The sequence below is a fragment of the Steroidobacter sp. genome, assembly GCF_036402275.1.
In the GTDB taxonomy this organism is placed as follows: domain Bacteria; phylum Pseudomonadota; class Gammaproteobacteria; order Steroidobacterales; family Steroidobacteraceae; genus Steroidobacter.
Genome location: NZ_DASWTF010000047.1, coordinates 35,968 through 49,761, shown reverse-complemented (window position 1 = coordinate 49,761; position 13,794 = coordinate 35,968). Strand labels below are relative to the sequence as shown.

Here is a 13,794-nt window from a genome sequence, read left to right as displayed (position 1 = left end):
ACTGTGCCAGAGTCGATTCTTGTGAGCATGAAAGCGACGCTTGACCATCTCTCTCTCCCCATGTTGTAGCCGCGCGAGCCCGCGGCGCTTCGCTTGATCGCTATTGCCGTGTAACCAGAATCTCCGGAACGTTCGGATAGGCCTCGAGCACCGGCCCCAGCGCCCGCTTCAACGGCTCGAGCCAGGGTTCGAAGTGCTGCCAATGATCGACGCCATCGCGATAGATGGGCTGCCGAACCTGCTCGGAGCTTGCGGTGCGCACGGCGCGCTCGTTCTCGTAGAAGCGCAGACAGCGCTCATCGAACGGCAATCCGCAGTAGTCGAGCAGCCGACGCACCTCCATTTCGGTGTCGGCGACCATTGACTCGTAAATCACACGATGCACGCGACCAGGCAGCACCGCGTCGAAATGCGCCATCAACTCGACGTAGTCTCGGTAGTAGCGACCGATGTCGTCGAGCCCATAAGTGAAGTGCTGGCCGCGCGCGAAATGTTGTTTGAAGCCGGAGAAGCAGCAGCCCAGCGGATGCCGCCGGGCGTCGATGATCTTGGCGCGCGGCAGAATCAGCTGGATCAGACCGATGTGCGCGAAGTTGTTCGGCATCTTGTCGATGAAGAATGGCGCGTCGGTCTTGCGCTGGATGCGCGTGTTGGCGATGTATTGATCGCCGAGAGCACGCAACTCGACTGCGGACAGCTGCGCCAGAATCTCTGGATATTTCGAGTCTCCACCCCGCGCGCGACCGCCACCTAACGATCGCGCCATGTCGATGATGTCGGGCAGCTCCATGGTGCCCTCGACCAACGGATGGCTGGAGAGAATTTGTTCCAACAGTGTCGAGCCGGCGCGCGGCAGGCCGACGATGAAAATCGGATCGGGCGCGGGCGATCCCCAGTCCTGGCGCTCGGCGAAGAACTCACGCGTCAGCAGTTGCTTCGAACGACGCATCTGCTGCGAATTCTCGTCGGCGTCGTACTGAACCATCTCGCGACGCAGACGATTGCCCTGATCGTAGTGCTCGAACGACTTCGCATAGTCGCGCGCATCCTCGAAAGCTTTGCCGAGCGAGAAATGAAAATGGAAACGATCTTCCATGCTCAGATCGGCGCGTCGCAGTTGCTCCTGCATGGCCACGACATCCTGCTCGCCGAAGCGGAATGTTTTCAGGTTCGCGAGACTCCAGTACGCCTCGCCCAGCTGCGGCATCAGTTCGATCGCACGGCGATAGGTCGCGACGCACTCGCCTTGCTGGCCGGCCGTCTTCAACGCGTGGCCGTAGCTCATCCACACTTTGGCGTTGCTCGGATATTCCTTCACCACCTCGGCATAGATTTGCAGAGCGCGCTCATACTCGCCGGCGCGCGCCAGCACCGCCGCCAGCAGGTTGCGATAACTAGGATTGCGCGGATCGCCCGCTAGCAACCGTTCCAACTGCTCGAGCGACTTCGCGAGTTTGTTCTGCCGGTGCAGCACATAGGCGTAGTTGTGTCGCGCGCCCAGAAAGCTGGGCGCCAGTTCGAGGCCGCGCTCCAGCAACACTTCCGCTTCGGCGTAGCGACCGAGACGCGCCGCCACTTCGGCGAACATGCGAATGGCCGAGACATCGGTGGGGTGTCGTTTCAGATGTTCGCGCAGCAACGCTTCAGCGGCTGAGATGCGATTCTCCGCAAGGGCAACGCCTGCTTCGAGCAGTTGCGGATCGCGCGTCGAATAACGAATGTGCTGCGCATATGCGCGATCGGCGCCTTCGGCGTCGCCGGCGGCAGTGAGATGATCGGCCAGAGTGCGCCAGGCATCGGGCAGATCGGGCTTGAGCTCCACGGCGCGGCGTAAAGCCATCACTGCCTGGTCGCCTTGCCGATTCGCGCCGAACGCGAGCCCAAGCTCGAAGTGAGCCGCAGCCCATCGAGGCTGCTGCTGAGTGAGTGCGGTGAGAACTTCTATGGCGCCAGCAAAGGCCCCTGAGCTACGGCGCGCCACGCCGAGTAGCAACTGGGCCATGGGATGCCCGGGCACGGCTTTGAGAATTTCCGTCGCCTGCTCGGCCGCGGCGGACGGATCCTCCTGCAGCAGCCGCCTGGCATGCGCCAGGGCGACTTCCAGAGTCCCGACCGGTTCCGGTGTTGCGCTCATTCGTCAGCTGGCCAGTGACAACGCGCGATCCCCATTTCGATGGCGTGCATGATAACGCCGCCCACACCCAACCCGGCAAATGCTCTTTTTTTCAACACCCGCCTCTGCCGCTCTCTGACGGAAGAAAAAAATTCCTTCCCCCTCCCGTGCACGGGAGGGGGCAGGGGGTGGGTCTTCCGGCTGGCTCCTTTGCATACAGTCCGGAAAGCAAGTTGGATGCCATCCAAATCTGAATCCCAAACGACTCATTGAGCAGAGCGTATTACGGTCCGATTTGATAGATTCCCGCGCTTCGTTTGTTCGTCCAGGGGACACCACAGGAAATGCAGCACAAGCATGTGCGCGGCGCTTCGCGTCGCCATGTCATCACTCCCTTGCTGGGTGTTTTGTTGACTGCCTGCGCAACCGCTCCGCAGTCGCAGGCGCCTACACAGCAAGCAACTACCGCCACCGCAGCGGCGACGCCCGCGCCGTATACATCGACTTACAAAGCGCCTGCATCGCAAGCGACATTGATCCGGGGCGCGACCATTCTCACCGGTACCGGCGCACGCATCGACGGCGGTGATGTACTTATTGTCGACGGCAAGATCGCCGGTGTGGGCAATCAGCTCAGCGCTCCCGCCGGCGCAATAGTCATCGACGCGAACGGCCGCTGGGTCACGCCGGGCCTGATCGACGTGCACTCGCATCTCGGTGTGTATCCGAGCCCGGGCGTGGATGCGCACAGCGACGGCAACGAGATGGTCGATCCGGTGACCGCGCAGGCATGGGCCGAGCATGCAGTGTGGCCGCAGGATCCCGGTTTCCAGACCGCGCTCGAAGGCGGCGTCACCTCCCTGCAAATCCTGCCCGGCTCCGGCAATCTCATCGGCGGCCGCGGCGTCACGTTGAAGAACGTGCACGCCACGACCTATCAGGCCATGAAATTCCCCGGCGCGCCGCAGGGCTTGAAAATGGCGTGCGGCGAGAATCCCAAGAACGTTTACGGCCACAAAGGCCAGGCGCCGATGACGCGCATGGGTAACGTCGCCGGTTATCGCCAGGCGTTCGCCGATGCGCAGGCCTATCGCGAGGAGTGGAACAAATATCGGCGCGAGCTGGCCGAGTACGAAAAGAAACAACAGCAGCCCGGCAAGAAAAAGGACGAGGAAGCCAAGCCGCCCTCACCGCCCAAGCGCGATCTGAAGTCCGAGACTCTGGTGGGCGCCATGGACGGCGAGATCCTGGTGCACATCCACTGCTATCGCGCCGACGAGATGGCCATCATGGTCGATCTGGCCAAGGAATTCGGCTTCAAGATCGCCGCCTTCCATCACGCCGTGGAGGCCTACAAGATTGCCGACCTGCTGGCGCAGAACAACATCTGCGGCGCCGAGTGGGCCGACTGGTGGGGTTTCAAGATGGAAGCCTTCGATGGTGTGATGGAGAACCTGGCGTTGACCGACATGCCCAAGAACGGCTGCGCGGTCGTGCACTCGGATTCGGCCGAAGGTATACAACGACTGAATCAGGAAGCCGCCAAAGCGATGACTCGCGGCGTGCGCATGGGTCTGGATATTTCCCGCGAGCACGCGATGAAGTGGCTCACGCTAAATCCGGCGAAGGCCTTGGGCATCGACAAAGTCACCGGCACGCTCGAAGCCGGCAAGATGGGCGACGTGGTGATCTGGAACAGCGATCCGTTCAGCGTGTATGCGCTCGCCGAGCAGGTGTTCATCGACGGCGCGCTGGTCTACGACCGCGCCAATCCGCCGGCGAAACCCTCCTCCGATTTCTTGCTGGGCCAATACGAGACTGCTAAAGGGAGCGCCCAATAATGAGAACTTTGATCGCCTCTTTGCTGGTGGTCTGCGCCAGCAACGCCATCGCGCAGGATTTTTTGATTCGCGGCGCGACCGTGCATACGGCCACCTCCAAAGGCACGCTCACCGACACCGACGTGCGGATTCGCGACGGCAAGATTCAATCGGTGGGCAGCGGGCTTGCCGCTGGCGACGGCGCCGTGATCATCGACGCCAAAGGCCGCGCACTGACTGCGGGCATGTTCGCCGGCTTGAGCACCATCGGCGTGCAGGAAGTCAGTCAGGAAGAGACCACCAACGATGCTTCGCTCGGGCTCGGCGCGCCGGCTTATGAAATGCAGTGGCGTCCGGAGTTCGATGTTTCCACGGCCTACAACAGCCGCTCGGTGATCGTGCCGGTCACGCGCATCGAAGGCATGACCTGGACCGTGTTGACGCCGGGCACCGCGGAGTCTGGCAACTTCCTCGCTGGACAAGGCGCGGCCGTGACGCTCGACGGTCGTCGGGACGCCGTGATCGATGGCAGTCGCTCGCTGTTCATCAATCTCGGCGGACAGATGAACTCGCATTCGGGCGGCAGTCGCGCGGCGCAGTGGATGCTGCTCGAACAGGCGGTGCACGAAACGCGCAATCGCGTCACTGACGAGAAAGCGTTGATGCATCCGTTGGGTCGCGAAGTGTTCGGTCGCTATCTCTCGGGCGGACGCGTGATCTTCAACGTGGACCGTGCCGGTGACATCGTGAAGACCATCGCGTTCGCCAAGCGTTATGGCATCAAGCCTGTGATCGCCGGCGGCGCCGAAGCGTGGGTGGTCGCGGACGAGCTGGCCGAAGCGAAGGTGCCGGTCATCCTCGATCCTCTCACCAATCTGCCGAACACGTTCGATCAGATCGGCGCGCGCCTCGACAACGCGGCTCTGCTGCACAAGGCGGGCGTGAAGATCACATTCACGCAATTCGAGGATAGTCACAACGCTCGCAAGGTGCGGCAAACCGCCGGCAATGCCGTTGCTCACGGCATGCCGAAGGAAGCTGCGATTACCGCGTTGACGGCTGACGCCGCGGATATCTTTGGACTCGGTGCTACTCGCGGTCGCATTGCCCCCGGACAGACGGCCGACCTGGTGTTGTGGAGCGGAGATCCGCTCGATGTCACCAGCCTCGCCGATCACGTCTGGATCGCAGGCGAGGCCGTGGAGATGCGCTCGCGCCAGTTGGAGCTGCGGGATCGCTATTTCCAACGCCTGAAACAGTCGACGGCGAACTAGCCGTCAACCGCGCGGAATGTGTCAACCCTGCGGGGCGGGACGCGTTATCAGGGTGAACGCTGGATCGACTCCAGCGGGATCCCTGAACCACCAAGGAACGCACCATGTCCCGCATGTTTCTTACGACTGCTGCTTTGATACTGCTCGCCGCGCCCGCCATGGCGCAGATGCGCGGCGAAGGAATCTTCGAACGCGCCGATGCCAATAACGACGGCTCGGTCACCCGGGAAGAGTTCGCGGCGGCTCGCGCCGACCAATTCGCCAAGTTCGATCGCAACTCGGACGGCGTCATCGACAGCAACGATGTGCCCAAACGCCTGGCCGCGCGCCGCCAGCAGAACGGCGGCGGCGACTTCATGGTCGGCCAGTTCGACGCCGACGGCGACGGCAAGGTGACCAAGGAAGAATTCCTGAATGGCCCGACGTTGATCTTCGATCGCGCAGATGCGGACCGGAACAACGTGCTCGATTCAAAGGAACTGGCTGCGGCGAAGGCAGCTGCGAAGGACGCGGGCGAGCAGATGCGCGCCCGCAGGCGCTAGCAAGCGAGCCTCTTACGGCGCACCGCTCCAGATCGCATCGTTCTTCATCGCGGACACGAACAGCAGGCGCGCGTTCAAACCGGCGCGCGCCATGCCGTCGATCTCGTAAAGCGTTTCGAACGATTCGGCGCCCGCTGCTTTGCTGCCGACCTCTTCGACGCCCGCTCGATGCGATAGCGCCTCTGCGACGTGCATGACGCCGTTGTCCCGCGTCCCGGAGATGACGACCACGCGATTGCCATTCGGCCCCGCGAACGTCGAGAAGTACCCAAAATCGCGAAACGCCCCGCCCTCGCTGCCCATGGGCATGGCAGTGCTCACGTAAGTGGTGCCGGTCTGCAAATCGTGCAGCTCGTCGAACGATCCACCCAGCGCCAGCCGAGACTGCGCGAACACGCGATCGCCGAGCATGCCCATGCCACTGATGTAGCCGACATACACCACGTGAGTGGACTTCAGCACGCTCGGATCGAGCGCCGACAAGAGTGTCACCCGCACTTGTTTGCCCGCGTTCAGCACGGGCACGAGATCCTGCAAGGCGAAGGCGCTCGCGGCCGGCAGGTAGGTGAGTTCGAGATTGCGATAGCGCCGCATCCGATCCGGATTGATCTGCAAGTGATCCAGGAAATCCTGGTTGGAGTTGATGTAGAACTCGCGCACCAGGCGCTGCACGTTGCTCGCCTCGTCCACTTCGCCCAGGAGGAAGTAGTCGCCGACTACCACCGTGATCGGTAGGTCATCGTCCAGCAGCGGACTCCAGACCGCGCTGTGGCGGACTGCGTTCAGGTTGCGATCTTGGGAATCGAAAGTGAATGAGTATGTGAGCACAACGCCGGCGACGAAGGCGGCAAACACCACGAGCGCGGGCTTTAGCCACTGCCGCCATGGTGGCGGCGTCTCGGATGTTGGAGTCGGAGCGGAAGGCGCTACCTCGACGACCGGCGGCGCAGGAGCAAGCTGGGCAGGCGGCTCGAGCACCAGACGGTACTCACCCTTGGGAATGGCGATGCGGCTGTCGTAGGGCGTTAGCGAGCGCGCCGCGAAGTCCTCCAGCCGTCGCCGCAGCTTGTGGACATAAACGCGGACCACCGAGTCCTGCGCGACGTCGAAATTGGCGCCCTTGCCGAACACCTGCAGGGCGATTTCGATCTCCTTGGGCACCTCGCCCGCCAGCGAGCGCGCCAGCAGGAAATCGAACAGACGCGACAGGGCGCCTGGCTTGCCCAGCAAGCCGCTGGCGCGGAACAGCTTCGCCTGTCGCTGCAGCTCGTCTGCTGTCATGAACGCCGCGCCGTCCCCTGATAAGGCCGTCATCATAGAGTTTTTAACGTTAAGTAACGTCATTGGAAACAGTAAATTACTGGAGACTCGCGCGCTTCGCCCACTAGTGTGGCCCCCGCCTAGTTTGCCCCAGCCCGAAGCGTCGCGCGGTAACTCGCCGGTCACCGAAACGCGGCTCGGCTGTTCCGTTCGTTCATCCGGGGACCGAAGCCTTGCTCTCTCATCGTCGATTCGCTGCTGCCTCGCTGCTGAGCCTGGCCACCTCCGTCGTTCTTGCCGAAGGCACGGATCCATTGGAGGAGATTCTCGTCACGGCTCGCAGCATCGAAGACACGCTGCCGGTGGAGTTGGCCCGTTACGGCCACGACGTGGAATACATCAGCGCGGATCGCATCCGGGCGGCGGGCTACGTCGACGCCAGCACCGCCCTGCAGTTCGAAGTGCCGGGCCTGTTCGTCTCGCCGGGCAGCGGACCGTTCGACTATGTGGACGTGTCGCTGCAGGGCTCGCGACCCGGCGACGTGCTGTGGCTGATCGACGGCGTGCGCATCAGCAACCGCATCTTCAACGAGACCAGCCCCGACACGCTGCCCGCCAACATGATCGACCGTGTGGAAGTGCTGAAGGGTGGCGAGAGTCTGTTCTACGGCACCCAGGGTGTGGCGGGGGCGATCAACATCGTCACTCGCGGTTTCTCCAACGAGCCTGGCGGCAGCCTCGCGGTGAATTACGACAGCAACGACGGGTACCAGATCGGCGGTTATGGCCGCGGCGCCCTCGGGCGACACAAGTTCGTCTTGTACAGCTCGAAGAATGAGGGCGACGGTTATCGGCAATACGATCGTTTCGAGCCCAGCGCCACCGATCGGGAGCGCGGCTACGATGTCACAAACGTCGGTGTGAAATACGGCCTGGACTTCACCGACTCGCTGCGCCTCGACCTGCTCTATCACCACACCGACGCCCGGCTCGACAACAACCAGCCGGTCGGCACCAAGCGCAGCTACAACGATCGCGATGAAGACATCGTCAGCGCCAAGCTGGCCTATGACGCGAGCGAGCACGTGCAGTTGGTCGTGAAGGCTTATCTGCACGATTGGGACACGACCTACGCCAACATCAAGAACGACTCGCTGACTGGCGAGGAAGTCGTGGTCTATGCGCCGGGAACTTACTGGGGCTTTCACGACTACGGCGGCAGCGCGCTCGTGAAAGTGCGGCCCGGCGGGCTGCTCGATTATCACGTCGGCTACGACTATCAGAACTACAAGGCGCGCGACGATGTCTTTCCCATCGCTGGAGAAACCGAGACGGTGCATGCGGTGTTCGGCGAGATGCGCACGGCCGAGAATGCGTTCGACAACCTGAGTATCGCCGCTGGCGCTCGCTATAACCGCGGCAGTGGCGGTAAGAACGCGACGGTGTGGAACGTCAGCGGGCGCTATAAATTCAGCGGCGCGCTGTACGTCGAAGGCGTCGTGGCGACGGCGTTTCTGCTGCCGAGCGCCGAGCAGCTTTATTACATCGGTGAAGACGATTACGCCGGCAATCCGGATCTGGAACCGGAGGAAAGCAAGAATCTGAATCTTTCTATTGGCGGGAACATCGCGCTTCCCGAAGGTCCGCTAGCTTGGCAGCTCACCGGGTTTGCACGCGATGTGGATAGTCTGATCGATATCGGCGATCCGACCGAGGCGTTTCCCAACGGCCGCTATGAAAACCTTCCGGGCGTCACCGAGGTGCGCGGCGTGGAGGCTTCGGTCGCTGTGCCCCTGAGTGCAAGCTTCAAAACCAGCTTCAGCTACACCTTCAGTGAATCGCATCCCGAAGGCTCCGATCAGCAAATCTCACGCGTTCCGGAGAGTTACGCCAAAGGCGCCCTGCAATTCACTCCGGCGCGGCTGCCGTTGGATGCGAGCGCGACGGTCAATTGGGTGGGCGACGTGTATCAGCCACTGCGAACTTTAGGCCGCCGCAACTACGGCAACTATGTGACGCTCAATCTCGCCGCACGTTATTTCGTCGGCGGCACGCGCCGTCATCAGGTCGGCGTCAACGTGCAGAACGTCTTCGATGAGGAATACGCGACTCGTCTGGTTGAAGCTCGACTCGATGACGGCAGCGGTGCATTCCTGGCGCGGCGGCTTGGGGTGCCGAGAACGTACGGTCTGACCTACACGTATGAGTTTTAGCCCGGAAAAAGTCACGCGTTTTGGGGAGCGTATCGAAGGGCCTCTTTCGAGCAGAAGACCAGAACTGCTCCTCGCCTGCTGAGCCATGCTCGTCTCATCGAAACTCAGCGCACGTGAACCCCCAAACTGGCCAGGTCCTCAACTGGCTGCGCCACACCAATCGCATTGACCGCTGGCTCTTCAACGCCCTCCACAGCCTCGACCTCCCCTGGCTCCTCTCCCACCGCCCCCCTGGAACCTCCTGATGTGGCTCCTCAGCCTGGCCGGCCTCCTCCTCTCCCTCACCAGCAGCGTCATCGGCTGGCGCCGCCTGCGGCGATGATCAAATGCCGAGGTCGAGTTTGATGCATGATTTGTTCTCGCGCCTTCGGGCCTGACGGAAAGGTTCAACGCCGCGATTTGTCACGCTTGTAGTCGTATTGGCTGTCCCATTCGAGCCTGCCGGCTAAGTCGAGCATCGCATTCTGCCGACGATGGGCAATAAATTCCTGAAGCGCCTTAGTGACGGTCGCCGCCTTGGTCTTTTCCCCGCCGACTTTCAGTGCCAGCTCCATCAGTTCAGGATCGATGGAAAGATTGGTAGCCATGTGTCACCTCACGCAATCCTCTACACATGCATACTATCCGGCATGCAAAACAAAAAGGGCGCCCGAAGGCGCCCTTTCTCGAAGCTAACGCGGAGACCGGTCAGGTCGCCTGCACGGCGATCAACCGAACGCGGAGGTACTGCTGGCGCAGCGACTCTTCGAGCTCGCGGACGCGGGCGAGGAATTCGTTGTGTTCGATGTGGTCGATGACGGCTTTCTTGGCCGCTTCGACGCGTTGCTGCTGCAACGTGGCCCAGTGACCCAGCGTCTCCTTGAAGTGCTGCATCTCCGTCTCGAGGGACTGGCGGAGCGCGGCGAGGCGGCCGTGGTCTTGCAGTTGCCCGAGGCTCTCCTGGGCCTTCTCGAGCTGACGCTGCACCAACGCCTGGCGGATCTGGAACTCGGGCACGCGCTTCAGCGAGCGGGCGAGGCCCAGGAATTTGCAGGCCGAGATCAGCCACTTGGTCGGATCCCACTGGTACCAGCGGATGCCGTTGCGATAGTCCCACTGAAACAGGTGGTGATAGTTGTGATAGCCCTCGCCCCAGGTGAACAGCGCCAGAATGCCGTTGTCGCGGGCGGTGTTCTCGGTGGTGTACGGGCGGCTGCCCCAGAAATGGGCCAGCGAGTTGATGAAGAACGTGCAGTGGTGGCTCACCACCAGGCGCAGGAAGCCGCCGAGCAGCAGGCTGCCCCAGATGTCACCGTGCATCCAGCCCAGCAGCAGCGGAATGCCGAAGTTCATGCCCACGGCGATCGGCACGTAATACTTGTGCTGGAAGGCGACGATCGGATTGACTTCCAGATCCTTGGCGTTACGGAAGTCCTGCTTGCCGCTTTCGTAATTGCGGAGCATCCAGCCGAGGTGCGAGAACCACAGGCCGCGCTTGGCCGAGTACGGATCGTGGTCGACATCGTCGACGTGGCGATGATGCGTGCGGTGGGACGACGCCCACACCAGGATGCTGTTCTGAAGCGCCATCGCGCCGAACAGCATGTAAAAAATCTGCAATGGCTTGGAAGCCTCGTAACTGCGGTGCGCCCAGAGGCGGTGATAGCCGGCGGTGATGGCCATGCCGTTCAGCGCCCACAGCACGAAGAAGCTGATCCACTCGAAGCCGTCGAAGCCGAATTTGGCCGCGTACCACGGGAACACCGTCACCACCGGGATGGTGGAGATCAGGAACATGATGATCGCGGGCCAGTTGAGCGGCGCGCGGGCGGTCGAGGCGTCTGCGGTCATCGGTACTCCATAGGAAGCTTGAGCCGTGGATCCTAGCAGGGGTGCGCGAGGATTTCCGCGCAATAATGTCTCAGAGCGACCCGGCCCGTACTCCGTTCTGAGTACGGGCCAAGTTCAGGGAATGCCCTAGGAGACCACCGCTAAATTGCGTGAACTGGGTCTTTGTTCAAGCGGCGGCCGTTCGATTATCTCTCCGCCAGGGCTGCGACCAGCGCACCGCGCGCCGTGGCTGTCAGTGGATCGCTGGCCATGCGCACCTCGCCGATCTGGAACGGCCACGAGCGGCGGCGCAGCGCCTTCTCGAAGCGATCCCGGAAGCCGTTGGGCTTGGAGGTGCCGCCGGCCAGCACGATGGGCATGGGCTGATCGTTGCGCGGCAGTTTTTGTGTCTTTTGCACAGCGCGGCCGAGCTCTTCCACCAGCGACTCGATCAGCTTGTCGTAGTAGATGTGCAACGCCTTGTCGATCTTGTCGCCGCCCTCGCGTGTCAAATCCAGCGTCTCTTCCTTGATCGCTTTGACCCGAGTGGCCGGCTCGTTGACCACCGCACCGACCGAGGAGTCGATGAAGTCGCCGCCATGTCCGAGGCTCATGGTGAGCGAGGGAATCGAGAGGTACGAGATCGCGACGTTGCACATGCCACCGCCGCACGAAATTCCGATACCGGTAAAGCCTTCCTTCGCGAGCTCGGCCAGGACCACCGCCAGACCTTCGTTGACGGCGAGCGGCGTGTAACCGCGGCCTTTCAGATAACGCTTGATGGTTTCTTCGTGATACGTGAGCTCGTGACCTGTCTCGGTCGCTGCGGCCGGCACGGAGAAGGCCAGCAGCTCACCGGGATTGCGCGACACCGGCACGAGCGTGCTGAGCACCGTCTCCAACACATGCGTGGCCATCGGCTCGCTGGGATTCAAAATGCCCTTCGCCATCGGCCGACGCACGTTCGCGTTGAAAATGTGCGCGAACTTTTCCGAAGCGTCGCCATAGACGATCAGCCGGTCGTCCTCGCGATAGAACGGCGTGCGATTCGCCTTCAACCCTTGCTCGTGCAACGCCGAGTACGGCACGTCGAAGAACGCGTTGAGCTGTGCTTCGGTATGCGGCGAGACGTTGTCGCCACGCGCGGAGACCACCTTGCTGGTGCCCACGTCGAGGCCGATGCGGGTCCGGGTCCCGCTCTGGCTCTGACCCGTGTGGCTGCCGGAGCCCGAAGATTCCGAGCCGTGGTCGTTACGATCGTCCATAGCGTTACCCTCTTTTGTCTGCAGTCTGTGGAACCGGTGTCTCCAACTCGGGCTCTGCCGAAGTTGGAGTCGGAATAGCCGCGCGCCAGCGGCGATATTCCGCCTGACGCTCGCGCCGTAAATCATCCAGAGAGATCGCGCGGTCGCGCGCCTCGTCGGCCAGCTGCCGCTCGGCCGCGATCAAGCCGGGCCAGCGCTCCTCGCCCATGGTGCGCAGGAACTCGCTGTCGTAGTTGAAACCGAACAGCGCCACGCTCGGCAGCGGTTGCGAATACAGATCTGGCAACCCGAATGCCTCGAACGGAAAGCCGCGCGCCCAATCCAAGTGATAACCGATGAGCCCGCGCTTCGGCGAAATGCTCGCCAAGCCGTGAGTCACGCACATCTCCGGCGCAATCGCGAACCGTTGCCGCAAGTAATGAGTGAGATTGCGACCCGCGATCAGCTGTGCGCGCGTGATGGGCAACGTGCGCCCGCCTTCCCAACGCGACTCGAACGATACGCCCAGGAACGCCGAATTCAGATCCAGATAAACCTCATCGCCTCGCGCCCACACGCCGTGACCGGCGTGATTGGCGCGGCTATCGTCATCGACGATGCGATACACGCGACCGAAACGATCGATCATGTAGTTGTAAGCCTGCTCGCGCTTCACGAAACGCAGCAGCGCTTCGGAGCCCTTGCGTAATTCCTGCTCGTAGCTGGGCTCGAGCGGCCAGAGATCGCTCTCCGACGTATGGAACAGAATGCCCATGGGCCGCGAATGTTTCGTCGGCAGCAGCTGACCGCTACGCGAATGCACCCTATAGTTACGCGGCGTGCCCTTCACCGTGTAAGCCGTCTCGATGCGCAGACCGTTGCTATACAACTCCCAGCCTGGGCCGCGATCCGCGAGCCACAGCATGCTCGGCACGATGCCGAGATCCTCGGCCGCGAGTGTCTCGGCAACGGGCGGCTGATTCACTGGCGCTTCTGCTTCGGGCGCGGGAGTCAGCGTCGATGGCACGACCAGCGGCGCCGTCGTGGATGCGATCGCAGTGGCGTTGGCCTCCGTCGACGAGCCAACGGACGATGCCATCGGCTCGGGATCGGAGCTGGTCCACTTGTTGACCTGCCAAGCGATGACAGCAACGAGCACCGGCACGAACAACAACGCCGCAGCCGTCGTCCCCACGACGACACGACGCGCGGTCTTGCGAGCCGCGAGCGTGCGATCCGCTACGACCTCGTCCGCGTCGGCCACGGCGTCGAGGGCCTGCAAACCTTTCAATCGGTACCACGCCCGCCGGGCGGGAGGGATGGGCACAAGTTGCACGAGGGCGCTCTTGTCGCCCTCCCCGTTCAGCGCCTTTTGCAGGTAGCGCAGCTTCACCACTGGATCGTCGATGTCGTCCGTGATGCGGGTCAGCTCATCGCCGCATTCACGGCTCACGGGCGGGCGCTCACGCCGATAGCGCTCCGTGGGCGAGCCTTGCGCCGCGGCCGTCATGGACTGGTC

General features: G+C 62.4%; 10 protein-coding genes. 4 read left to right on the top strand and 6 right to left on the bottom strand.

Features of this window, described 5'->3' with window-relative positions; all coding sequences use genetic code 11:
- Positions 1-100: 100 nt before the first annotated feature.
- The gene (locus tag VGD45_RS27080; protein WP_331158513.1) at positions 101-2,134 is read right to left on the bottom strand and encodes a tetratricopeptide repeat-containing sulfotransferase family protein; all 2,034 of its coding nucleotides are present in this window, start codon (positions 2,132-2,134) and stop codon (positions 101-103) included.
- Positions 2,135-2,457: 323 nt separating this feature from the next.
- Between VGD45_RS27080 and VGD45_RS27075 the strand changes: the two genes are divergently transcribed.
- The 3 genes from VGD45_RS27075 (at position 2,458) to VGD45_RS27065 (ending at position 5,749) form a co-directional block, all read left to right on the top strand.
- Positions 2,458-3,954: an amidohydrolase gene (locus VGD45_RS27075; RefSeq protein WP_331158512.1), complete on the top strand. Its 1,497-nt coding sequence runs from the start codon at positions 2,458-2,460 to the stop codon at positions 3,952-3,954.
- On the top strand, positions 3,954-5,207 hold the full coding sequence (locus tag VGD45_RS27070; protein ID WP_331158511.1) for an amidohydrolase family protein: 1,254 nt from the start codon (positions 3,954-3,956) through the stop codon (positions 5,205-5,207). The genes VGD45_RS27075 and VGD45_RS27070 overlap by 1 nt, the downstream gene beginning before the upstream one ends.
- 104 nt (positions 5,208-5,311) lie before the next feature.
- The gene (locus tag VGD45_RS27065; protein WP_331158510.1) at positions 5,312-5,749 is read left to right on the top strand and encodes a hypothetical protein; all 438 of its coding nucleotides are present in this window, start codon (positions 5,312-5,314) and stop codon (positions 5,747-5,749) included.
- Positions 5,750-5,761: 12 nt separating this feature from the next.
- Here VGD45_RS27065 and VGD45_RS27060 read toward each other — a convergent pair whose 3' ends face one another.
- On the bottom strand, positions 5,762-7,030 hold the full coding sequence (locus VGD45_RS27060) for a hypothetical protein (RefSeq protein ID WP_331158509.1): 1,269 nt from the start codon (positions 7,028-7,030) through the stop codon (positions 5,762-5,764).
- A 212-nt stretch (positions 7,031-7,242) separates the two neighbouring features.
- Between VGD45_RS27060 and VGD45_RS27055 the strand changes: the two genes are divergently transcribed.
- Entirely contained in the window at positions 7,243-9,222 is a 1,980-nt protein-coding gene (locus tag VGD45_RS27055) for a TonB-dependent receptor (protein WP_331158508.1), read from the top strand.
- 386 nt (positions 9,223-9,608) lie between these two features.
- Here VGD45_RS27055 and VGD45_RS27050 read toward each other — a convergent pair whose 3' ends face one another.
- The 4 genes from VGD45_RS27050 to VGD45_RS27035 form a co-directional block, all read right to left on the bottom strand.
- Positions 9,609-9,809 (bottom strand): type II toxin-antitoxin system VapB family antitoxin, encoded by a 201-nt coding sequence (locus VGD45_RS27050; protein ID WP_331158507.1) that lies wholly within the window; start codon positions 9,807-9,809, stop codon positions 9,609-9,611.
- A 100-nt stretch (positions 9,810-9,909) separates the two neighbouring features.
- Positions 9,910-11,052: a fatty acid desaturase gene (locus VGD45_RS27045; RefSeq protein ID WP_331158506.1), complete on the bottom strand. Its 1,143-nt coding sequence runs from the start codon at positions 11,050-11,052 to the stop codon at positions 9,910-9,912.
- A 185-nt stretch (positions 11,053-11,237) separates the two neighbouring features.
- A complete protein-coding gene (locus VGD45_RS27040; RefSeq protein WP_331158505.1) occupies positions 11,238-12,296 on the bottom strand; it encodes a cell division protein FtsA in 1,059 nt (352 codons plus the stop codon).
- Positions 12,297-12,300: 4 nt separating this feature from the next.
- A complete protein-coding gene (locus VGD45_RS27035) occupies positions 12,301-13,785 on the bottom strand; it encodes a peptidoglycan recognition family protein (RefSeq protein ID WP_331158504.1) in 1,485 nt (494 codons plus the stop codon).
- Between the last annotated feature and the right edge of the window lie 9 nt (positions 13,786-13,794).

Excerpts from the sequence above, each read along its gene's own strand:
- VGD45_RS27080 (WP_331158513.1), bottom strand. The coding sequence starts at position 2,134 with ATGAGCGCAACACCGGAACCGGTCGGGACTCTGGAAGTCGCCCTGGCG.
- VGD45_RS27075 (WP_331158512.1), top strand. The coding sequence starts at position 2,458 with ATGCAGCACAAGCATGTGCGCGGCGCTTCGCGTCGCCATGTCATCACT.
- VGD45_RS27070 (WP_331158511.1), top strand. The coding sequence starts at position 3,954 with ATGAGAACTTTGATCGCCTCTTTGCTGGTGGTCTGCGCCAGCAACGCC.
- VGD45_RS27065 (WP_331158510.1), top strand. The coding sequence starts at position 5,312 with ATGTCCCGCATGTTTCTTACGACTGCTGCTTTGATACTGCTCGCCGCG.
- VGD45_RS27060 (WP_331158509.1), bottom strand. The coding sequence starts at position 7,030 with ATGACAGCAGACGAGCTGCAGCGACAGGCGAAGCTGTTCCGCGCCAGC.
- VGD45_RS27050 (WP_331158507.1), bottom strand. The coding sequence starts at position 9,809 with ATGGCTACCAATCTTTCCATCGATCCTGAACTGATGGAGCTGGCACTG.
- VGD45_RS27045 (WP_331158506.1), bottom strand. The coding sequence starts at position 11,052 with ATGACCGCAGACGCCTCGACCGCCCGCGCGCCGCTCAACTGGCCCGCG.
- VGD45_RS27040 (WP_331158505.1), bottom strand. The coding sequence starts at position 12,296 with ATGGACGATCGTAACGACCACGGCTCGGAATCTTCGGGCTCCGGCAGC.
- VGD45_RS27035 (WP_331158504.1), bottom strand. The coding sequence starts at position 13,785 with ATGACGGCCGCGGCGCAAGGCTCGCCCACGGAGCGCTATCGGCGTGAG.